Annotated in this window: 15 protein-coding genes and 2 pseudogenes; 9 read left to right on the top strand and 8 right to left on the bottom strand. The window is 43.5% G+C overall.

Translation table 11 applies throughout. The features are described 5' to 3' along the window. Positions 1-666 precede the first annotated feature (666 nt). The 5 genes from ACE3T3_RS09460 to ACE3T3_RS09440 form a co-directional block, all read right to left on the bottom strand. A complete protein-coding gene (locus tag ACE3T3_RS09460) occupies positions 667-2871 on the bottom strand; it encodes an OsmC domain/YcaO domain-containing protein (RefSeq protein ID WP_374666266.1) in 2205 nt (734 codons plus the stop codon). Positions 2872-3253: 382 nt separating this feature from the next. Continuing rightward, positions 3254-5452: a glycerol-3-phosphate 1-O-acyltransferase PlsB gene (gene plsB / locus ACE3T3_RS09455; protein ID WP_374666264.1), complete on the bottom strand. Its 2199-nt coding sequence runs from the start codon at positions 5450-5452 to the stop codon at positions 3254-3256. A gap of 155 nt (positions 5453-5607) precedes the next feature. Next, positions 5608-6495 (bottom strand): DMT family transporter, encoded by an 888-nt coding sequence (locus tag ACE3T3_RS09450; protein ID WP_374666262.1) that lies wholly within the window; start codon positions 6493-6495, stop codon positions 5608-5610. Positions 6496-6790: 295 nt separating this feature from the next. Then, the gene (locus ACE3T3_RS09445) at positions 6791-8419 is read right to left on the bottom strand and encodes a long-chain fatty acid--CoA ligase (protein ID WP_374666260.1); all 1629 of its coding nucleotides are present in this window, start codon (positions 8417-8419) and stop codon (positions 6791-6793) included. A gap of 364 nt (positions 8420-8783) precedes the next feature. After that, on the bottom strand, positions 8784-8957 hold the full coding sequence (locus ACE3T3_RS09440) for a hypothetical protein (protein ID WP_374666258.1): 174 nt from the start codon (positions 8955-8957) through the stop codon (positions 8784-8786). 183 nt (positions 8958-9140) lie between these two features. Here ACE3T3_RS09440 and ACE3T3_RS09435 point away from each other — a divergent pair. Further along, positions 9141-10329 (top strand): annotated as a pseudogene (locus ACE3T3_RS09435) (PLP-dependent aminotransferase family protein); the annotation flags it as partial. 123 nt (positions 10330-10452) lie between these two features. Here ACE3T3_RS09435 and ACE3T3_RS09430 read toward each other — a convergent pair. The 3 genes from ACE3T3_RS09430 to ACE3T3_RS09420 form a co-directional block, all read right to left on the bottom strand. Then, positions 10453-11754, bottom strand: a complete 1302-nt coding sequence (locus tag ACE3T3_RS09430; protein WP_374666256.1) for a DcaP family trimeric outer membrane transporter — start codon at positions 11752-11754, stop codon at positions 10453-10455. A 118-nt stretch (positions 11755-11872) separates the two neighbouring features. Beyond that, positions 11873-13246, bottom strand: coding sequence for an MFS transporter (locus ACE3T3_RS09425; RefSeq protein WP_374666254.1), 1374 nt, complete (start codon positions 13244-13246; stop codon positions 11873-11875). A gap of 331 nt (positions 13247-13577) precedes the next feature. After that, complete coding sequence (locus ACE3T3_RS09420; RefSeq protein ID WP_374666280.1) at positions 13578-14492, bottom strand: LysR substrate-binding domain-containing protein; 915 nt, start codon at positions 14490-14492, stop codon at positions 13578-13580. A gap of 164 nt (positions 14493-14656) precedes the next feature. Between ACE3T3_RS09420 and ACE3T3_RS09415 the strand changes: the two are divergent. The 8 genes and pseudogenes from ACE3T3_RS09415 to pcaD form a co-directional block, all read left to right on the top strand. Further along, positions 14657-14773 (top strand): annotated as a pseudogene (locus ACE3T3_RS09415) (hypothetical protein); the annotation flags it as partial. Between the two features lie 127 nt (positions 14774-14900). Continuing rightward, complete coding sequence (gene catA, locus ACE3T3_RS09410) at positions 14901-15821, top strand: catechol 1,2-dioxygenase (RefSeq protein WP_374666252.1); 921 nt, start codon at positions 14901-14903, stop codon at positions 15819-15821. A gap of 83 nt (positions 15822-15904) precedes the next feature. After that, positions 15905-17302 carry a benzoate 1,2-dioxygenase large subunit gene (benA, locus tag ACE3T3_RS09405; protein ID WP_374666250.1) on the top strand — a complete coding sequence of 466 codons (1398 nt, stop codon included), beginning with the start codon at positions 15905-15907 and terminating at the stop codon, positions 17300-17302. Next, the gene (benB, locus tag ACE3T3_RS09400; RefSeq protein WP_374666248.1) at positions 17299-17808 is read left to right on the top strand and encodes a benzoate 1,2-dioxygenase small subunit; all 510 of its coding nucleotides are present in this window, start codon (positions 17299-17301) and stop codon (positions 17806-17808) included. The genes benA and benB overlap by 4 nt, the downstream gene beginning before the upstream one ends. Positions 17809-17898: 90 nt before the next feature. After that, on the top strand, positions 17899-18915 hold the full coding sequence (gene benC, locus ACE3T3_RS09395; RefSeq protein ID WP_374666246.1) for a benzoate 1,2-dioxygenase electron transfer component BenC: 1017 nt from the start codon (positions 17899-17901) through the stop codon (positions 18913-18915). A 17-nt stretch (positions 18916-18932) separates the two neighbouring features. Further along, positions 18933-19718 (top strand): benzoate diol dehydrogenase BenD, encoded by a 786-nt coding sequence (benD, locus tag ACE3T3_RS09390; protein ID WP_374666244.1) that lies wholly within the window; start codon positions 18933-18935, stop codon positions 19716-19718. Positions 19719-19767: 49 nt separating this feature from the next. Next, the gene (gene benE / locus ACE3T3_RS09385; protein WP_374666242.1) at positions 19768-21000 is read left to right on the top strand and encodes a benzoate/H(+) symporter BenE; all 1233 of its coding nucleotides are present in this window, start codon (positions 19768-19770) and stop codon (positions 20998-21000) included. A 64-nt stretch (positions 21001-21064) separates the two neighbouring features. Continuing rightward, positions 21065-21844, top strand: coding sequence for a 3-oxoadipate enol-lactonase (gene pcaD, locus ACE3T3_RS09380; RefSeq protein WP_374666240.1), 780 nt, complete (start codon positions 21065-21067; stop codon positions 21842-21844). Positions 21845-22114 lie beyond the last annotated feature (270 nt).

The following is a 22114-nucleotide window of genomic DNA, read 5'->3' as shown; positions in this document are numbered from 1 at the left end:
CAAGTCGTAAAGCTCAGAAAGCTGTTGTTGAACAAAGAAACTTAAATCCTGTGCTTGACTCTTGTGGTTAAAAACAGGACATTTTAAATGGTTTATCGCATAGACATTTTAATTGGTGAATAACAGCTATATCTTGAGTTCATGCAAGTATATGCATTACTGTATTTGTATTAATATTTGAATTTGCTGTTGTTCAAGCACATGACTATTAATAATACTAATAGTCTTTTCCTAAACCATGTTTCTTGGCAGTCAGTTCTTTTCATATGTTCTTAAGAGCCTCTGTATAAAAGCTTTTGATGCAATCTCGGCTTTCAGAAAATATACGTCAATACTGTTTACCTGCCAAAGCGCAAGTTTTAAATTTCCGATATGAGCTTTATTGAACTCCATTTCATTGTTTAATTACCTGCCGTATTTATCGCTGATCACTTATCAGTTTTTATCGGTTATTGCTCTAATATTATGATGATCCTTTATAAATTTTCTTAAAATCAGTATTGCTAAGATTCTAAGATGTTGTTTTGTATTGAATAATTATTATACAATGTTCGGTGTTGGCCCATCTGAATAAAAAACACCCTAGCCTTTGTTGGGTAAATATCGTAATAAAAAAAGCTTTCCCATCACTGGAAAAGCTCTTTTTATTTATCTAAATATTTGATATTAAATAGATAAGTTTACAGCTCTTGCTCGTGCAGCATGCAGTTTTTTATAGCTGTCAATCAGGCGTAAATGGCGGTCTAAACCTTCCAGTTTTGTGCTGGTTTCGGTTAAACCATAGAAACGGATGCTGCCGTCCATAGAACCAATAACTGCATCCATACGCTCATCACCAAACATACGGCGGAAGTTGGCTTCATAATCATTTAAATCCAGATCATCATCCAATTCAACTTCTAAAACCACATTCAGGCATTGATAGAATAAGCCGCGTTCTACCGTATTGGTATTGTATTGCAAATACTGCTCAACCAGCTCTTTGGCTTCTTCAAATTCCTGCAACGCAATATAAATCAGCAACTTAAGCTCAAGAATAGTCAGCTGACCCCAAACCGTATTGTCATCAAATTCAATGCCGATTAAGGTGACAATATCCGTGTAGTCATCTGCTTCAACTTCTTCTAAACGCTCAGCCAAAGATACCAGCTGTTCATCGTCCAAACGGTGAATATTCAAAATATCTTCACGGAATTGCAGCGCTTTATTGGTATTGTCCCAAATCAGGTCTTCAACCAAATAAATTTCAGAATAATCAGGCACTAAAATACGGCATGCTGTCGCGCCCAAGTGCTGATACACCGCCATATAGACTTCTTTGCCCATATCTTCCAGAATTTCAAACATGGCTTGCGCTTCTTCGGCATTGGCATGTTCACCTTCACTGGTGAAATCCCATTCCACAAAATCATAGTCAGATTTTGCGCTGAAGAATTTCCAAGACACTACGCCGCTGGAATCAATAAAATGTTCAACAAAGTTATTGGGTTCAGTTACGGCGTTGCTGCTGAAAGTCGGCTTCGGTAAATCATTCAAGCCCTCAAAACTTCGGCCTTGCAGCAGCTCAGTCAGGCTACGCTCTAAAGCAACTTCAAGCTTAGGATGCGCGCCAAAAGATGCAAAAACTCCGCCTGTACGCGGGTTCATCAAGGTTACGCACATCACTGGGTATTGGCCGCGTAATGACGCATCTTTAACCAGCACAGGAAAACCTTGTTCCTCTAAACCTTTAATGCTTTCGACAATACGCGGATATTTAGCCAGAACTTCGGCCGGAACTTCCGGCAGCGCCAGCTCGCCTTCTAAAATTTCACGTTTCACGGCGCGTTCAAAAATTTCAGACAGGCATTGCACCTGCGCTTCTGCCAAGGTGTTTCCGGCACTCATGCCGTTGCTTAAATATAAGTTTTCAATCAAGTTGGATGGGAAATAAACGGTTTCACCATCTGAATGACGCACAAATGGCAATGAACAAATACCGCGCGCCATATTGCCTGAGTTGGTGTCGTATAAATGCGTGCCTAAAAGTTCATTTTCAGGATCGTAAATTTCACGGGTATAGTCATCTAAAATTTCGACTGGCAGCTCGCCATTTGGGCCTGGCTGGAACCATTTTTCATCGGGATAATGCACAAATTCAGCATTGGCAATGTCTTCACCCCAAAACTGATCGTTATAGAAGAAGTTGCAGTTTAGACGTTCAATAAATTCACCCAAGGCCGACGCTAAAGCGCTTTCTTTGGTTGAGCCTTTGCCATTGGTAAAGCACATTGGCGATTGCGCATCACGGATATGCAGCGACCAAACATTCGGCACAATGTTGCGCCATGACGCAATTTCAATCTTCATGCCTAAACCAGCCAAAATGCCGGACATATTGGCAATAGTTTCTTCTAAAGGCAGATCTTTGCCAGGAATGAATGTGCTGGTTTCAGAAGCTAAACTCGGCATCAGCAAGGCTTGCGCATCGGCATCAATGCTTTCCACTTCTTCAATGACAAATTCTGGGCCGGTTTGAATGACTTTTTTCACAGTACAGCGGTCAATTGAACGCAAAATGCCTTGACGGTCTTTCTCAGAAATATCAGATGGCAGTTCAACCTGAATTTTGAAAATCTGCTTATAGCGGTTTTCAGGATCTACAATATTGTTTTGCGATAGACGGATATTGTCTGTGGGAATGTCACGCGCTGCGCAATACACTTTCACAAAGTACGCTGCACACAGTGCCGATGACGCGAGGAAATAGTCAAATGGCCCCGGTGCTGAACCATCGCCTTTGTAGCGGATTGGCTGATCGGCGATTACCGTGAAGTCATCGAACTTCGCTTCTTGTCGAAGATTATCAAGATAATTGACTTTGATTTCCATGCAGGCACCTAAATGTTTTTATGCGTTTGCAAATGGCGCATAAAACTTAAAATTTGAATCAATCAGCCGCATTACGGAACAATAATTGACTAAAAAACAATACAAAATGGCAAGAATCTGAAAACACCAACGCAATTTTGCAATTGCACGAAGCTGATTCTCTAAAGATGGCCGTTATTATAGATGGATTTGACTGAATTGATAACTTTTGTCTGCATTTGCTGGAGAATTAATGTTTATGAGCTATGTTCAGCAGCCTCTGCCCTGCGCTTGTGCCTGACTGCGAAAAAGAAAGCCAGACTTTAGGGTCTGGCTTTAATCATGAAGCGTTTAGCAAAGCGATGTTAAAAAACAGCCTCAGAAGCTCACAACAGAAAATTCTTTAACTTTGGCCTTTTTCAGGCTTTTGCTCAGCTTCTTTTGGCAAATTCATTTCATATAAATGCGCGAATGCGGATAAGAACCTTAATGCCTCATCTGAAGCTTGAACTTGAATATCGCCGTCTGCCTGCTGGATTAAGCGTTCGCCTTCAAAGTATGCCAAGACTTGGCTTATTTGCGCGGCAATATCTTCTGCTTCCCATTTTAAGAAGAACTGTTTTTTAACATCCGGATATACGGCGCTGATGTGAGTCAATAGCTCTTCCTGAGAAACTGAATTGGTTTCAGCAGACAATGCTTTCAGGACATAAGCCGTTAATCCCGCAAGGACAAAAGTATGCAAAATGTTGTTGCTGAAATATTTAAGCAAGGCATCTTGCTTATCGCAGACTTTCACCCAGCGTTCATTATCATGTTCAATAAATTCAATCTGTTTTAATTGAATCGCATATTGAATAATTTCATGATTTGACAACTCAGTCATCTGCATGCGGTCATCATAACGGTTGGTTTTTAAATAATTGCGGAATTGCTCTAAGCGGAGCAAAACATCGCGTTCAGCCAAAGAATGAGTTGGGGCATTCAAGAGCACCAATGAAATTAAACTGACTGGGTTAATCACCACGGCTTTATTGATATTTTCCAAAATATCTTCAGCGGCAGCATTGACGGCCCCTTTGACGCTGTCCGGCAAGTCTTCTTCCAAAGCCACATGTTCAGGCGCATGGTTGGCTTGCAGCAAATCATCCAGGTATACCGGCTCACCAAAATTCACATGAACCTTGCCAAAAACCTTTTCAATTTTCTGAATTGATTTCAATAAGCCGAATAAAGACTCGGCCTGCTTTTTCTGGCCGCCCAGCTCTTTAATATAGGTTGAGCCTTCCAGCAGTTTTTCATAACCAAAATAGGTTGGAATAAACACAATCGGTTTGCTGTTGCCGCGCAAATGGCTTTGAATGGTCATGGCCAGCATGCCTTTTTTCGCAGGCAGCAATAAGCCGGTACGTGAACGGCCGCCTTCAATGAAATATTCCAGCGGTGTATTGCGGCTTAAGAGGCTATGTACATATTCTTTAAATACGGTGGTATACAGCGCATTGCCGCTGAAGCTTCTGCGGATGAAATAAGCCCCTGCTCCACGCATAATCTGGCCAACCACAGGCATATTCAGATTAATGCCGGCAGCGATATGCGGCACCATCAAACCGCGCTTATGAATGACAAAAGACAGCAGCAAGTAGTCGATATGGCTGCGGTGACACGGCGTATACACCAGTTCATAGTCTTTGGACAGCTCGCGCACCATATCAAAGTTATGCACTTCAATACCGTCATACAGCTGTGTCCATAACTTGGTTAAGGCAATATCCGCAAAACGGATGGTTGAATAGGAATAATCCGAAACAATTTCATCCAAATATTTTTTAGCCAAGCTCTCTGCTTGCGCCACACTGATCTTTTTATGAATGCTTTCCGTCAGAATGGCTTCTTTCACGGCATCGGTCATCATCAGCTTATTGATGACATTGCGGCGGTCGGATAAGTCCGGCCCTAAAATGGCCTCTTTATACTGGTTAAACAATGTATTGAGTTCAGTCACCACATAATGTGCAGGTGAAAAATTCGGGCTGATTTCCAAGGCTTTCTGAATTAAGCCGCGCAACGATACAGGCGCATGAAACTCAATAAAGTTCTCGCGCCCATACAGCGTAATGTTTAAAGCCTGCTTGATCCCAGTCGGTTTGGTCCATGCATCCGCCATCAGCGCCTTATACCAGCTGTCTTCATTTTCCGGCGCGCGCCCCCAAAGCACTGTGACAGGAACAAGCAATACATCACTTTCCGGATGCTTTAATAAATACTCAACCAGGCGGATCAATTTATCCGGATAAAAAGAAGACGCATTCTTTTTGCTGGCTTCTAAGGTCAAGAATGAATCGCTTTCCTGATACTCGCCCATGACCAAAGGCGCAAAAGCTGAAGACAATTGACGTTTTTCGGTTTCGTTATCAATCAGCACCTGATTGGAGGTCGAATCATCTTGAATGACATAACAGACTGGAAACTGGTCAGGATTATCAATGTTGACTTTATTTTCCAGAATTTGTGTATCGCCCAATACTTGCGGGCTGACAATTTTATCTAAAATTTTCTTGGTGAATTTTCTATAAAAATTTTGATAAGTATTTGTTGCCATGTGGTACTCAGCAGTTCTTCTATAAAGGTATATTCTTCTTGAAATAATACAGCGTGTTGCTGCAAATTTGGAGATAAATTATTTATCTATATTGTGTTCTGGGTCACTTGAACCGTAATTGGACTGATTTTACGCAGATATCACGCCATTTGTGTTTAGGTCCAAATCACCATCATGGCCGCAATCACCACGAGGCCCAAGCCCCAATGATCGGTTCTGGCGAGTTTTTCTTTAAAGAAATATGCCGAAATCAGCAGGCTGAACAGGATTTCAATTTGTCCCAGTGTTTTTACAATAGCAACAGACTGTATGCTCATGGCAGTAAACCAGCCTAAAGACGCCAGAAAACTGCATGTGCTGACTTTAAAGGTCAGGCCAATGCGCTGTCCCATCGCTTTGAGTGTTTGACGGCTAAAGAGCGATAAATACAGCAGCATGCTCAAGCATTGGAAACCAATCACGCAGAGCAGCACCCAGGATGCCCGATGCAAAAAAGGCAGGCTTGCCAGCTCTAAACTGGCTTCGCGCACCAGCAGCGAAGTGACAGCAAAGCTCAGCCCGCTTCCGACACCAATCAGCAAGGTTCGGACAGACAACGGCTGCGATTGACTGCCTTTACTCAATAAGAATACGGCGCATCCGCCGATGCACACCCCAACCCAGCCTAGAGCGCTTAAATGATCATGCAGGAATATCACTGCAACCAACGCGGCTAAAATCGCCTCGCTTTTTGCCAGTCCAACGCCTACCGCATAATTTTTTTGCTTAAACAGCATCACCATGAGAATGGTGGCTAAAATTTGACTGCATCCGGCAATAAAAATGTACAGCCAAAATCTAGGCGTAAAATGGACCGGCTGAATAATAGGATGTGACTGATACAGCCAGCAGATATACCCTGCGGCAAAAGGAAAGCCGAATAAAAACCGCGCCAGCGTAACCCCATAAACATCCACTGTGGTGCTTAATTGCTTTTGAAAGGCATTGCGCCATGACTGCATGAATGCCGCCATCAACGTAAATAAAATCCAGCTGGAGATCATGAATAACCTAAATTATTTCGCGGTTTAATGAGAAATGGACAGGCTGCAATGTACTCCCTTTTATTCGGGATTACGAGGCTGTCAGCCGTTTAAAATGATTGAACTTTGTTATATTTCCTTGAAGGATTTTTTATCAATCATAAACGCGTTTTTAAATGCAGTGCATTTATCCTCTGCGCTCAATTTAAAAATGATCAAATCCATAAAACAAAAAGCCCAATCGTTGATTGAGCTTCCTGTACCGCCAATACTTTAACTTTAAAACTATTCGGCTATTTGATCAGCAATGATAAATTCAGCTGTTCAGCAAGACATTGCCATACTGTTCTCGCAGGTCTTTTTTCAGCATTTTGCCTGTGCCGCTTAATGGAATGCTGTCTACAAAAATGACTTTGTCTGGAATCTGCCATTTTGCGACTTTGTCTGCGTAGTAATCCAAAATTTCGGATTCAGTTAAATCGGCATCCGGCTTTTTAATGGCAATCAATACAGGACGCTCATCCCATTTTGGATGCACAGCCGCAATGACTGCCGCCATGGCAATTTTAGGATGCCCCATCGCCATATTTTCCAGCTCGACAGAAGAGATCCATTCGCCGCCGGATTTAATTAAATCTTTTGAACGGTCACTGATTTTTAAATAGCCATCCTCATTTAAAGTCGCAATATCACCGGTATCAAACCAGCCATCCGACGTTAATGCAGATTCAGATTTGCCGAAGTAATTATTGATAATCCAATGGCCTTTAATCTGCAAATTGCCTGAGGTTTCGCCATCGCGTTCCAGCTCATGCGTGCCTTGTTCTTCATCGGTAATGCGCAGATCTACACCAAATGGCGGACGGCCTTGTGAAAGGCGGATTTGAAGTTTTGCATCATCACTTAAAGATTGATGTTTGGCTTTAAATTGGCAGGATGTCCCGAGCGGGCTGGTTTCAGTCATGCCCCAAGCATGAATGGTTTCACAATCAAACTGTTCTTTAAAGGTTTTCAGCATCGATGGCGGGCAAGCAGAGCCGCCAACGACATTGCGTTTGAGGCTTTCCAGCTTAGATCCGCTTTGCAGCGCGGCATTGATCAGCCCTTGCCAAATGGTCGGCACACCCAATGCAACCGATACTTTATAGGTGTCGATCATATTGGCTAAGCTTGCACCGTCCAAGCCCGGCCCTGGAAGCACCATGGTGCAGCCCACCATCGCTGCGGCATATGGCGTGCCCCATGCATTGACATGGAACATCGGCACCACAGGCATCATGATATCGCGTGCCGAGATATTTAAAGAGTCTGGCATGCAAATACCGTAGCTGTGCAATACCGTAGAACGGTGGCTGTAAAGCACGCCTTTCGGGTTGCCTGTGGTGCCGGAGGTATAGCAGAGCGAGCTGGCAGACAGTTCATCCAGTTCCGGCCATTCATACTGGGCGGACTGCTGTGCAATGAGATCATCATAAAATTTGACGTCCGGCATTTGCTCGGTCACTGCAGGATCTGCCGCATCCAGGCAGATATAATGCTCGACGCTTTTCAGCAGCGGTTTAACGGCTTTAATCAGCGGCAAAAAAGTCTTATCAAATAAAATAACTTTGTCTTGCGCATCATTGATAATAAATACCAGCTGTTCCGGAAATAAGCGCGGATTAATGGTGTGGCAAATCATGCCGCTGCCAGAAATGGCATACCATGATTCTAAATGGCGGTGGTTGTTCCATGCAATGGTGGCAATACGGTCCGTTTGCTGTGCGCCTAAGCTTTTCAGCGCATTGGCAAACCGTTTAGCATTATCACGGATACTGCCCCAGTTTGTTTCAGTGATGCTTAAATCTGTATTTTTAGAAATAATAGTGGTATCGGAATGATAGCGCCCTGCGTGTTCAATCATGCTGCTGATTAATAAAGGCTGAAACATCATATTGCCAAGCATCCTGTACTCCTTATGCTTTTATCCATTTTTATGCCAAAAAGGCTTTTATATACCTGATTCTTATAAGCTCATTAAGCCTATGCGATGTATAAGTTCCGCATACATCAATGCTGTCCAATTGTTGTAACCTAGAAAACTGGCTTTGACTACTGTTTTCTTTCGTCTGAAAAATATGTTTTTTCTATTCGGCCATTCTTAGCGAAGATAAGCCACAGACGCATTCAAGTCAGGACACATTTTTAAGGGATAAAAAAATCGTCCAGCTTGCTGCAGGACGATTTTAAAAGGTGTTTTGCATGATGCTGTGATATGGGTTTGCAATATTGATCTTAAGTGCGATTGATCTTAAGCGCGGCGCAGTGTTTTAGCCCATATTGATTTTATCTGCATTGATGGCAATAACCACACCAAGGCAGAATAGTCCGGCGTAGACTGAAAACCAGATAATCATATTTCTAAAAGCTTTATCAGACAGCCCGCTATCGGCATACTGAGGCGCTTTTCTTGCCTGCTCTTCATTTTTCATTGAATCTTTCATCACAACCGCCTGTTTGCTGTTTATGCTCTATGTGCATTATGAAAAAGATATAGATCTCTGTGTATATACAGGCATGAACTAAAAAAATATAACAGAACCGCCATTTGCAATAAAAACTGTTATAAATATTCTTCTATTTTCAGTATAAGCACTTAAAATATAGATACAGCTCTTTGGAAGGGATTGAATGCGTATCAGTCTTTAGAAGTTCAAGGCCTGCTTTATGCAAAACCTAAATCCGGTTTTTATGTCACGCCCCGGCAGATTCTGCCGGCTGAAGCGGGGCCATCAAGCCCAGAAGTCCGTTTAAAAAAGAATGTTCAGATTAACTCCGCTGTATTTCATTATCTGAAGTTCATTCAATCTCCTGATCTTTTGCCTTTTGGTTCAGCATTTCCTGATTCTGAGCTGCTCTATAATCAAAAAATTATGCAGCTGCTGGCGCAGCATGCGAACCGAAGAAGCAGCTATTTAAACAGTGACAATATGCCGTCCAGCAACTTATTGCTCAGAAAACTGATTACCAGCCGCTATGTTCTTCAAGGCATGCCATGGACTTCAGATGACATCGTCATTACATCAGGCGCATTGGAAGCGCTGAATTTATCTTTGCAGGCATTAACCCAATCTGGTGATTATATTCTTTTGCAGCAAAGTGTCTTTTATGACGCCTGGCAAGCAGCGGAGCGGTTGGGCCTGCATGTCATCACGATTCCAGACCATCCTGTGCATGGCTTTGATTTGGCATCATTTGAACATGCGCTGCAGCAGTACCTGATTAAAGTATGCTGGCTGATGCTGAATACGCACAATCCTATAGGTTTTACAGTCAGCGATTCGATTAAGCAGCGTATTGCAGCCCTGCTGCATGAATACAAAGTTTATTTGATTGAAGATGATGTCTATGCAGAACTGAATTATGATCATCATAAGCCGCTGCCGATGAGCTATTTTGATCAGCATCAAAGAGTGCTGCATGTTCCTCTTTTTCAAAAACTTTAGGTATGGGAACACGCATCGGCTGGGTATATGCAGGCCCATTTTCGGATGCGATTCAGCACTTGCAGCTGATGAGCACATTGTCTGCAAGGCCCTTAATTCAAAATGCCTTAGTTGATTTTTTATCTCTGCATCTAAAGCAGAAACTGCCTGCTTCATGCCATGTTGATTATTATCCTAGCGGTTATTTTCTATGGATTACCCTGCCAGAATTAACGGACAGTTTAAGATTGGTGTTGCGCCAAGCCTGCTGTTTATGCCGGAAAACAGCAGGCAGAACTTTTTAAGATTAAACTGCTCTTATGCATGGAATGAGCAGATTGAACAGGCGATGAATCAAATCTGCCGGAGTATACATGCTCAAATCGCTTAGTTTCCGGACTGTCTTCACTCGCTTCAGCATGACCCATAAAAACAGCCTGAGCTCTGTTGAAAGCTCAGGCTGTTTTGTTCACTTTTAAGTACGAAGCGTGCAGCTTTGCTTTAGAAGCTATACTTAAAAGTTATACATCGCTACAGCATTCAGGCGGTTATCTTCACCTTTGGTGCTGCCATTAGGCGCGGCGCCAAACGCTTCACGTTCACCATAGACATATTCAAGCCCTAAGCTGATCGGTTTGGTTGGGCTATAGAACACATTGGCCCAAGCTTGCCAAAGGTTTTCATTGATCTTGGTTTTATCTGCAAAGGCATTGATATAGCCGGCATTGTCATCGGCTTTCATGTAGCCATAGCCCAATGTGCCGCGCCATTGTGAATTGAATTGCTGGGTGATGCCAAGCGTAATCGAATCAAATTCATTGCTGGCAATAATGTCTTTATTGGCATTCGTTACAAAGCCTGGGTTGGTCCAAGAGACAAAACTGCTGTCACCTTTAACATGATAGTAATCGGCTTTTACCATGGTTTTATCTGTTAGATCCAATTTAGCGCCGAGTCCCACGCCCCATGCGGTTTCAGTGTCTGCATCGGTTTTTTTTTCCGAGCCCATTGCACGCGCGCTGATTGCAAACGTATCGCTGAATTTATGATTTAACCGTGCAGTCAAAGCCGGCAAACGCATATTGGAGCTGTCATCTTTAGAATCTTCAGCCGCTAAAACTAAATTTGTAGCGGGAGCAAATTTGTAGGTATAACGAACCTGAGGCGTCCGCTTTACAGCGCCGCCTACATAGCCTAATGCATCAATGGTTTCCGGCATATAATCCGGAACGGCAAAGTTAGACCAAGTTTGACCAATCAGCCAATCGCCATAAGTCAAATATGCATGGCGGATGCGCAGGCCATCATTCGCGCCTAAGAAATCCACTTCAAGTTTACCGCCGACATCGCCAGCTTGTGTCGGTGTTTTAAAATCCAAGCCTAAACGTGTAGCCGCCAGAGTGGATTTTAAACGGTCTGAACTTTCACCATTGCCTTCTAAAGGCACAGAACTGATTTGGTTATATAAACGCGGTAAACTGCCGCCTTCCGCCTGATATAAAGCATCTGCACGGATATTTCCATATAAACTGAACTCTGCTCCGCCTTTGGTTTTTAGGCTCAATCCTTCAGCTTTAAGCCCAGGCCCAGGCGCTGCAGCTGTTTCAGACTTTGCTTTCACTTCCGCCAAGTTGTTGGATAATGAATTTTGCTGCTGCATATATTGCTGCATCATGGATTTCAGCGCTTTGATCTCAGCACGCAGCTGCTCCACTTCTGCTTCTGAAGCAGGCGCGGCATGTGTCACAATGGGTAATGCAATTGCACATGCCAATGCGAGGGGTTTGAGCATAAAGTTTAAAAATTGAGTGTTCATCCTAACCTCTTTGGGCAAAAGCCCATTCCTTTTTTACAGTTTTTTGATACAGCGGCTCTCTACCCCTTATGCAGTGCATAAGGGCTTTGAGATTTTGTTTTTGGAAATTTATGTTTGATTAATTTGCAACGCTTTTCATTGCAGAGCTTTTGAGTTGTGCAGCTTGCTTTTCTTTTGAGCCTTCTACAGAAGCCTTCAAATTCACCAAGAAAACGGCAAAGGCTGCTATCGCGCCAGGGATGGCGATCGCCAAAAAGTTCATTTGGTGCGGCAATTCAAGCGTCAGCAATGCACCAGTCAACACTGGGCCAACGATGGCGCCGATGCGTCCGATTCCTGAAGCCCAGCCCATGCCTGTAGAACGGACAGCAGCGGGATAGAACTGTGCGACGAAAGTATAGAGCAAGATTTGCGAACCAATGGTTGCTGCACCGGCAATTGCAATTAAGGTATACAGCACTGCTTGCGGGCTATTAAAGCCAAGCAGAATCAATGCAAGTGCACCAACCGCAAACATCGTTGTCAAAACTGGCTTTAAGTGGAAACGGTCTGCGAGCACACCGCCGCCGATTGCGCCAATCATGCCGCCAATGTTTAAAGCGAATAAGAAAATCATGCTTGCGCCAAGCGAATAGCCCGCTTGAATCATCAGTTTCGGCAGCCAGCTGCCTAGTGCATAAACCATCAATAAACACATGAAGAATGCAATCCAGAACATCATGGTGCTGAATGTACGACCTTGCTGGAAGAGTGCTTTTAATGGCGCTTCATCTCCGGCAACCGGTTCATTTAGGCTGAATTGGCTTGATGCTGAGACTGCTTGTTCCGGTGCAATTCTTTGCACGATTGCACGGACTTTTTCTGTTTCACCTTTCTTGGTCAAAAACATCAGGGATTCCGGCAAGAATTTCCAGATCAATGGTAGCGCCACGAACGGAATGCCTGCAATGAAAAACATGATTTTCCAGCCATAATCGGTTACTAGCCATGCGCCCAGCAAAGCTGAAGTCATCCCGCCAATAGCATAGCCGCTGAACATAAGCGCCACTAATGTACTGCGGATGCGTTTCGGCGCATATTCGGTCATTAAAGCCACCACGTTTGGCATCACGCCGCCAATTCCGAGCCCTGCCAGAAAGCGTAAAATGCCGAATTCAATCGGATTTGATGCAAACGCGCCCAAGAAGGTAAATCCGCTGAAGATTCCCACGCAAATCATGATGGTTTTTTTACGGCCCAATCGGTCGGACAGCGTTCCGAAAGACATTGCGCCAAACATCATGCCAAATAATGCGGTGCTGGCCAGCATGCCCGCCTGAACTGCAGATAGAGCCCATTCCTGCATCAGCAGCGGTAAGGCAACGCCGTAAATCACTAAATCGTAGCCGTCAAAAATAATAATTAAAAGACACCAAATCAGTACACCCCAATGAAATGGAGTAAATTTTGCTTCATCAATCACTGTATTGATATTTATAGGTTGTGTGCTCATGCTCGCCTCCTGCTTGCGATGTTCCTTGCAGGTGGAACAATGAAGCAAAGGCTTTTTCATGTCCAAAACCGATTAGCTCTAAATTTATACCTTTTTGGTAGGTTTATCATAATAATGTTTTATATCAATATTTTATGCGCAATATAATTTAAATCTATCCAATCAAAATACTCATTGATTAAGTTGTTTTTTATATTGATAGGCGATAAAAAGCGAATTTAAGATTTTTTGCTTAAATTCGCATAAGGTTGACTATTTACATGATTATTATTGTTTTAATTATCTATACGATAATAACAGCATTTAAAAAAACTTGTATTTGGGAAGCTTTTTAAATCACCACTCGATCATACTTTATTGCTTCCAAATCATAGACTTGATAGATACTATCGAAAAGTGAGCGGATATATTCACTTTCATCCATAGATCGAAGAGCCATAAAAATTGGGCTGACAGCAGTATCATCTAATATTGGAATATAGTTTAAATGTGAAAATTGAATACTGCGCGCGCTGGCAGGCACAATACAGATCCCTTCGCCTGCCGCCACTAAACCCAAAGCCAGCTGAATTTCACGTACTTCTTTTAACTTTTTGGGATCTAGTCCATGTTCAGAAAATAGCTGACGAACTTGGGTCGAGAAATTCGGCTTCGGCATGCTTGGGTATAAAAATAAGTTTTCATCGACTATATCTGCTAAATAAATGCCTTCTTTTTGTTGTGCAAATGGATGCCCTGCATGTACCGCTAGCAATAAAGGTTCTTCGCGTAGCAAGACACGGCGTATGGCTGAATCTGAAATACGTAGTCGACCAAAACCGACATCAATTCGTCCTTCTTTTAATGCCAGAATTTGGTCTGTGGTACTCATTTCAATCAGTTCAATTTTCAAATTCGGATGTTGCTGGCGAAATAAATAAATAATTTTAGGTAAAAAGCCGTAAAGCAATGAACCGACAAAGCCCATGGTGATGGTTTTTTCGACTAAACCAATGCGCTGCGTCATGGTTTTAATCTCTTCAGCATTAGACAAAAGTTTAACCGCATGCTGATAAAAAAATTGACCTGCTTCTGTGGTCTTAAGCGGACGGCTACCGCGCTCAAAAAGCTGAATCCCCAACTCTGCTTCAAGGTTCTGGATCTGCCGGCTTAAAGGAGGTTGAGCGATAAAAAGTTTTTCAGCGGCTTTGGTAAAACTTTGCTCTTCTACCACGGCTGTGTAATAACGAAGGTGCCTGAGTTCCATTCTCATCCATACCTTTTAAATATAAAAAAATGCAAATTTGATCTTCGACAGTCAAATATTATTCTTCTAAGGTATATCACATCAGGTACACAACGCAAGATTGCGAAAAGTCCGTGAGGTGTCAATCCATTGAAATACGGCTTGTCAAAAGCAGTATGAGATTAGAACTTCACACCCTTTTGCAAGGGTTATTGCTTTATCCATAGATGAATATTGAAGTCATGGCGCTGAACCGTCATCCCTCTTCAGTACGTCCTAACGACAGCTCAAACAGCTGCTGATGAGATTGGATGTTTGCAGCGTAGGTATCCTAAAAGTTGAATGTTTTACACAAGGATCATAGCAGCTAGGTGAAAGCCTTTTTCATTCAAGCCACCTAAATAAATTGCATACTTAAGGAGCATTAGTATGAACCGTCAAGAAATTGATGCACTCGTTAAAAAAATGAATGTAGATACTGCAACTGGCCCTGTAGACGCGCGTGTACAGCAAGTGATTGTACGTTTATTGGGTGATTTATTCCAAGCAATTGAAGATTTGGATATCTCTCAATCAGAATTATGGAAAGGTCTAGAATATTTTACCGATGCAGGTCAAACCAATGAATTAGGTCTTTTGGCTGCAGGTTTAGGTTTAGAACATTACCTAGATTTACGCGCTGACGAAGCTGACGCAAAAGCAGGGATTACTGGCGGCACGCCACGTACCATTGAAGGCCCGCTTTATGTTGCTGGCGCACCAGAAACAGTTGGCTTTGCACGTATGGATGATGGTTCTGAAGAAGGCAAAATCCCGACATTGTTTATTGAAGGTACAGTGACTGATACCGAAGGCAACATCATCGAAGGCGCTCAAGTTGAAATTTGGCATGCCAACAGCCTAGGCAACTATTCGTTCTTTGATAAATCACAATCTGATTTCAACTTACGCCGTACAATTATTTCAGATCATGACGGTAAGTATGTGGCGCAAACAACCATGCCTGTAGGTTATGGCTGCCCGCCTGAAGGAACAACTCAATTTGTTTTAAATAAATTGGGCCGCCACGGCAACCGTCCTTCACATGTTCACTACTTTGTATCAGCACCGGGTTACCGCAAGCTCACCACGCAATTCAACATTGAAGGCGACCAATACCTGTGGGATGACTTTGCTTTCGCGACTCGTGATGGTCTGGTTGCAACTGCTGAAGATGTTACAGACGAAGCTGAAATTGCCCGCCGCGGTATGAGTGAGCCATTCAAACACATCAGCTTTAATGTGGAATTGGTGAAAGAACAATCTGCTGCACCTTCAACTGAAGTTGACCGCCGCCGCGCAAGCGCTTAACGCAATATTTAAAGGAATTGAGATGTCAATGCAAGGACATCTCAAGGACTTCCCTAAAACATTTGGAAAGTCGGAGAACGGACATGCCTCGTATTCCAGTGATTAACACCAGCCATTTGGATCGTATAGACGAACTTTTAGTTGACGATTTCGAAAGTGGCGAATTTAAACTTCATCGCTCTGTATTTACAGATCAAGCCCTTTTCGATTTAGAGATGAAATACATCTTTGAAGGCAACTGGGTATACTTGGCACACGAAAGCCAAATTCCAAACAACAACGATTTCTACACCACTCACATAGGTCGTCAGCCGATCATTATTGCGCGTAACCGCCAAGGTGAGCTGAATGCCATGATCAACGCCTGCTCACACCGCGGCGCACAGCTTTGCCGCCATAAAAAAGGCAACAAAGCAACTTATACGTGCCCATTCCACGGTTGGACATTCAACAACTCAGGCAAGTTGCTAAAAGTGAAAGATCCAGCGGATGCGGGTTATTCAGACTGCTTTAACCAAGACGGCTCACATGACTTGAAAAAAGTGGCACGTTTTGAAAACTATAAAGGCTTCTTATTTGGCAGCTTAAATCCAAATGTACCTTCACTTGAAGAATTCCTTGGCGAAACCACAAAAATCATCGACATGATTGTGGATCAGTCAGAACAAGGCTTGGAAGTCCTTCGCGGTTCATCGACTTATACCTATGAAGGCAACTGGAAACTGACTGCCGAAAATGGCGCAGATGGTTACCACGTTTCTGCTGTTCACTGGAACTATGCAGCAACGACGCAACAGCGTAAAGAAAAAGAAGCGGGTGACAATATCCGTGCGATGAGCGCAGGTTCTTGGGGCAAGCAAGGCGGTGGTTCATACGGTTTTGAACATGGCCACATGCTGCTTTGGACGCAATGGGCCAACCCAGAAGATCGTCCGAACTTTGTCAAAGCGGATGAATATACCGAAAAATTCGGTGCGCCAATGTCGAAGTGGATGATTGAGCGTTCACGTAACCTTTGCCTGTATCCAAACGTCTATTTAATGGATCAGTTTGGTTCACAAATTCGTGTCCTACGCCCGATTTCTGTCAATAAAACTGAAGTGACGATTTATTGTATTGCCCCTGTGGGTGAAGCACCTGAAGCGCGCACACGCCGTATCCGCCAATACGAAGACTTCTTTAATGCTTCAGGTATGGCAACACCAGACGATCTTGAAGAGTTCCGTGCTTGCCAAGCTGGCTATGCAGGGATTGAGCTTGAGTGGAACGACATGAGCCGCGGTGCAAAACACTGGATTCAAGGCCCAGATGATGCTGCCAATGAAATTGGTTTAAAACCTATTTTAAGCGGTATTAAAACTGAAGATGAAGGCCTATATTTGGCACAGCACCAATACTGGCTGCAAATGATGAAACAAGCGATTCAATCTGAAAAAGAATTGGCAGATTTAGAAACTGAAAATATGGGAGAAAGCGCATGAATGCAGTCGCACAGCAAGACGTTGTAACGCTTGAAAATATCTCTCAGTTTCTTTACCGCGAAGCACGTTTTTTAGATGATGAACAATGGGATGATTGGCTAAATTGCTATGCCCCTACTGCATCTTTTTGGATGCCGGCTTGGGATGATGATGACAAACTGACTGAAGATCCGCAGTCTGAAATTTCATTGATCTACTACCCTGACCGTCAAGGTTTGGAGGACCGCGTGTTCCGTATCAAAACAGAACGTTCTTCTGCAACCATGCCGGATACACGTACCTGCCATAACATTTGCAATATTGAAGTGGTTGAGCGTGATGGCGATAAAGTGACCGTCCGTTTTAACTGGAACACTTTAAGCTTCCGCTACAAAAACAATTACAGCTACTTTGGCATGTCGCGTTATGAAATTGATTTTTCAGGCGCTGAGCCAAAGATTCTGAGCAAATACGTTGTCCTTAAAAATGATTATATCAATCAAGTGATTGATATCTATCACCTCTAAGACTGTTCTTACAGCAAGGTAACACCTTTCAGCCAGAAGGATATTTGGCTGAAAGGCATCGTTTCAAAGATTTATATAGGATATTCAGCCATGTCAAACCACAATGTTGCACTTCAATTTGAAGATGGCGTAACACGTTTTATTTCTGTTGCACAAGGTGAAACCTTATCGGATGCGGCATACCGCCAAAAGATCAATATTCCTCTGGACTGCCGAGACGGTGCTTGCGGTACATGCCGCGCATTTTGTGAATCAGGTTCGTTTGACATGCCTGAAGAAAATTATATTGAAGATGCATTAACCCCTGAAGAAGCGGCTGAAGGCTATATTTTGGCTTGCCAATGCAAACCAACTTCAGATGCAGTATTCCAAATTCAAGCCTCTTCAGATGTTTGCAAAACAGAAATTCACGAATTTAAAGGCACCCTGTCACGTGTCGAAAATTTGTCAGATTCGACCATTACTTTCGACATTCAGCTTGATGAAGGCCAACCGGACATTAACTTCTTGGCCGGTCAATATGTCAATGTCGGCATTCCGGGAACAGATGAAACGCGTTCATATTCATTCAGTTCTAAGCCGGGCAACCGTTTAACCGGTTTTGTGGTGCGTAATGTGCCAGAAGGCAAAATGAGCTCATTCCTCAGCGCCAATGCCAAAGCTGGTGATGTGATGAGTTTTAAAGGTCCATTTGGCAGCTTCTACCTGCGTAATGTAGTTCGCCCTGTGGTGATGCTAGCCGGCGGTACGGGCATCGCGCCATTTATGTCGATGCTGCAAGTTTTGGAAGAAAAAGGTTCTGAACAGCCGGTACGTCTTGTATTTGGTGTAACCAATGATTTTGACTTGGTTGCGATTGAAAAACTGGATGAATTGCAAAGCAAATTCCCATGGTTTGAATACCGCACTGTTGTTGCAAGCCCTGAATCTGCGCATGAGCGTAAAGGCTATGTGACTGGCCATATCGAAAATGAATGGCTGAATGGCGGTGATGTCGATATTTACCTCTGCGGCCCTGTACCAATGGTTGAAGCGGTCCGCAGCTGGTTAGATGCTGAAGGTGTTAAACCTGCAAGCTTCCACTTTGAAAAATTCTCTGCAAACTAATTTTAGGAGATTTTTCAATGTCTGATCGTCAAAGATTTTTAAATAAAGTTGTTATCGTAACCGGTGCCGCACAAGGCATCGGCCGCGGTGTTGCGCTGCAAGTTGCACGCGAAGGCGCTCAAGTTGTATTAGCCGATTTTTCTGATTATGTTGATGAAACCTTAGCAGAAATTAAAGCAAATGACGGTGATGCCATTGTGGTGAAAGCCAACTTGGAGACCTATGCCGGCGCGGCAGCCGTTGCAGCCAAAGCGGTTGAAACCTATGGCCGAATTGATGTGCTGATTAACAATGTCGGCGGCGCAATTTGGATGAAGCCTTTCACTGAATTTGCGCCGGAAGAAATTGAGAAAGAAATCAGCCGCTCACTTTTTCCAACCATGTGGTGCTGCCATGCCGTCTTGCCTGAAATGCTAAAAAATCAGGCTGGTGCGATTGTCAATGTATCCTCTATCGCGACTTGCGGCATTAACCGTATTCCGTACTCTGCGGCTAAAGGTGGTGTCAATGCATTGACTAGATCTTTAGCATTTTGCCATTCCAAAGATGGCATTCGCGTGAATGCTGTCGCGACTGGCGGTACAGAAGCGCCGCCGCGTAAAGTACCGCGCAATGCCAATCCATTGTCGGACTCTGAAAAGCAATGGATGCAGGAAGTGGTTGATCAAACCATTGACCGTACTTTCTTAGGCCGTTACGGCACCATTCAGGAACAAGTGAATGCAATTCTCTTCCTTGCTTCTGATGAATCTTCATATATGACCGGTACGGTCGTGCCAGTCGGCGGCGGTGATCAGGGCTAATCCTGATCATTTTGTAATACAGGATCATTGAAGCACGGAGGCAAAAACAATGGCGACCCTGTTTAAAACTTTAAAAGAAGACTGGTCGATTTCGGCAACTGTTGCAGGGTTTTTAGCAGTTCTTATTTCCTATGCTGGCCCGATGATTATCTTTTTTCAGGCAGCACAACAGGCCGATGTTTCATCCAGCATGATGGCATCATGGATTTGGGGCAGCTCCATTGGGGCAGCAATTACTGGGATTATTTTATCGGTTCGATATAAAGTCCCGATCATTACCGCATGGTCTGCACCCGGCACCGCTTTATTGGTCGCTTTATTTCCCAACATTTCACTTAATGAAGTTGTCGCGGCCTATATTACTTCTGCCGTGATTATTTTTATCATTGGTATCACAGGCTCTTTCGATCGATTACTCAAATCCATCCCGCAAGGACTGGCTGCCGGCATGATGGCCGGTATCTTGTTTCAATTTGGTGTTGGATTATTTAAAGCCACAGACAGTATGCCCTACATCGTGTTTGGCATGTTACTGTGCTTTTTACTGGCCAAGCGTTTTTCACCACGCTACGCCATTATTTGGGTGCTGATTTCAGGTGTTTCTTTAAGTTTCCTTTTTGGAAAAATCAATCCTATTCCGATGGATTTTTCATTGGCAGTTCCTGAATTTATTACTCCTGAATGGACTTGGTCATCGACTTTAAACTTTGCAATTCCATTAACAATTGTAAGTTTAACCGGTCAATTCTTGCCTGGCATGGCAATTATCAGATTAAGCGGTTATGACACCCCTGCAAAACCGATTTTAAGTGCCGCAAGTATTGTGTCTTTAGCTGTAGCTGTTACAGGCGGTATTACCATTGTCTTGGCTGCAATTACGGCCGCTTTATGTACGGGTAAAGATGCGCATGAACTGAAAGAAAAGCGTTATATCGCCGGTATTGCCAACGGTCTGTTCTATATTTTAGGTGGTTTATTTGCAGGCAGTATCGTCATGCTGTTTAGTATTTTACCTAAAGAGTTGGTGGCCGCACTTGCAGGCCTTGCTTTGCTGGGTGCGATTACAACCAATATTAGTGCGGCTATGCACGATGAATCGCAACGTGATTCAGCATTAATTACATTTTTGGCCACCGTATCTGGAATGCATTTTCTAGGTCTAAGTTCAGTATTTTGGGGTATTTGTATTGGGGTTATCGCTCATCTTATATTGAGCAAGCCAAAGCAAACTGCAGCCAAAGTACAGGCGCCTACTGTACCGTCTACTGATTCAAAGTCATGAATGAGTCTAAAAATAAATGAATAGTCCGCTCCCTTTTTAAAGGGAGTCTGGGAGAGATTTTAAAATGCCGACATTTAGATCAAATGATGCTGAGATCAATTACCAAACTTTTGGTAACAGCCATAAACCTGCGCTGATTTTTTCAAATTCTTTAGGCACCAAGTTCAGCATGTGGCAGCCGCAAATCAATTTTCTCAAAAAAGATTTCTATGTTATTTGCTATGACACCCGCGGGCATGGCGAATCTACCGCGCCCAAGGGTCCTTATCAAATAGAACAGCTGGGGACAGATGTCGTCAATTTACTGGATTATCTGAATATTGCCGAAGCCAGTTTTTGCGGCATTTCAATGGGTGGGCTGACTGGCCAATGGCTGGCGATTTATTATCCTGAACGCTTTAACCATGTGATTGTGTGCAATACAGCCGCGAAAATTGGTGAAGAACAGGCATGGAATGACCGTGCGCAGCTTGTGCGTGAGCAAGGCCTAAAACCCATTGCGGATACTGCAGCCGCACGCTGGTTTACCGAACCGTTTATCCGAAGCAATACAGCAATTGTAGAATCTTTAAGCAACGACCTTGGCGCTGGCAGCCCAGAAGGCTATGCAAGCTGCTGTGAAGCTTTGGCTCAAGCGGACATGCGCGAACAATTGGCCAAAATCCGTATTCCTCTGCTGGTCATTGCGGGGCAAAAAGATCCCGTAACGACCATGACGGATGCGCAGTATATTATCAACAACGTGCGAAGCAGTTCATTGTTTGAGCTTAATGCCTCGCATATCTCCAATATTGAGCAGCCCAAAGCGTTTAATCAGGTAGTGAAAGATTTCATCAGCGCTTAAACACGGATATTCAATTCAGATCAGCACATGGCTGATCTGAATTGAGCTCTTTCACTGCAAAAAGCATCCAGCAATCATCAATAGCAATGTGTACTGGCTTAATGCTTCTATTTGAGGCGCTTTTGGATGAGTCAGACATTTCTATTTTGATGGGAGCTTATCTCCTGAATTGCATATCATGGCGATGATGTGAAATGGTTCTTTATGCCCTCCCATCTTTCAAACTCATCAGCTGCAAATTGATCAGCCTCACTTTTTTCTCTAGAGTAA

It is taken from the genome of Acinetobacter sp. (assembly GCF_041919735.1).
GTDB lineage: Bacteria > Pseudomonadota > Gammaproteobacteria > Pseudomonadales > Moraxellaceae > Acinetobacter.
Note: the sequence above shows the minus strand (reverse complement) of the source record. Positions and strands in the feature narration are given on the sequence as shown.

Excerpts from the sequence above, each read along its gene's own strand:
- ACE3T3_RS09460 (WP_374666266.1), bottom strand. The coding sequence starts at position 2,871 with ATGGAAATCAAAGTCAATTATCTTGATAATCTTCGACAAGAAGCGAAG.
- plsB (WP_374666264.1), bottom strand. The coding sequence starts at position 5,452 with ATGGCAACAAATACTTATCAAAATTTTTATAGAAAATTCACCAAGAAA.
- ACE3T3_RS09450 (WP_374666262.1), bottom strand. The coding sequence starts at position 6,495 with ATGATCTCCAGCTGGATTTTATTTACGTTGATGGCGGCATTCATGCAG.
- ACE3T3_RS09445 (WP_374666260.1), bottom strand. The coding sequence starts at position 8,419 with ATGCTTGGCAATATGATGTTTCAGCCTTTATTAATCAGCAGCATGATT.
- ACE3T3_RS09440 (WP_374666258.1), bottom strand. The coding sequence starts at position 8,957 with ATGAAAGATTCAATGAAAAATGAAGAGCAGGCAAGAAAAGCGCCTCAG.
- ACE3T3_RS09430 (WP_374666256.1), bottom strand. The coding sequence starts at position 11,754 with ATGAACACTCAATTTTTAAACTTTATGCTCAAACCCCTCGCATTGGCA.
- ACE3T3_RS09425 (WP_374666254.1), bottom strand. The coding sequence starts at position 13,246 with ATGAGCACACAACCTATAAATATCAATACAGTGATTGATGAAGCAAAA.
- ACE3T3_RS09420 (WP_374666280.1), bottom strand. The coding sequence starts at position 14,492 with ATGGAACTCAGGCACCTTCGTTATTACACAGCCGTGGTAGAAGAGCAA.
- catA (WP_374666252.1), top strand. The coding sequence starts at position 14,901 with ATGAACCGTCAAGAAATTGATGCACTCGTTAAAAAAATGAATGTAGAT.
- benA (WP_374666250.1), top strand. The coding sequence starts at position 15,905 with ATGCCTCGTATTCCAGTGATTAACACCAGCCATTTGGATCGTATAGAC.
- benB (WP_374666248.1), top strand. The coding sequence starts at position 17,299 with ATGAATGCAGTCGCACAGCAAGACGTTGTAACGCTTGAAAATATCTCT.
- benC (WP_374666246.1), top strand. The coding sequence starts at position 17,899 with ATGTCAAACCACAATGTTGCACTTCAATTTGAAGATGGCGTAACACGT.
- benD (WP_374666244.1), top strand. The coding sequence starts at position 18,933 with ATGTCTGATCGTCAAAGATTTTTAAATAAAGTTGTTATCGTAACCGGT.
- benE (WP_374666242.1), top strand. The coding sequence starts at position 19,768 with ATGGCGACCCTGTTTAAAACTTTAAAAGAAGACTGGTCGATTTCGGCA.
- pcaD (WP_374666240.1), top strand. The coding sequence starts at position 21,065 with ATGCCGACATTTAGATCAAATGATGCTGAGATCAATTACCAAACTTTT.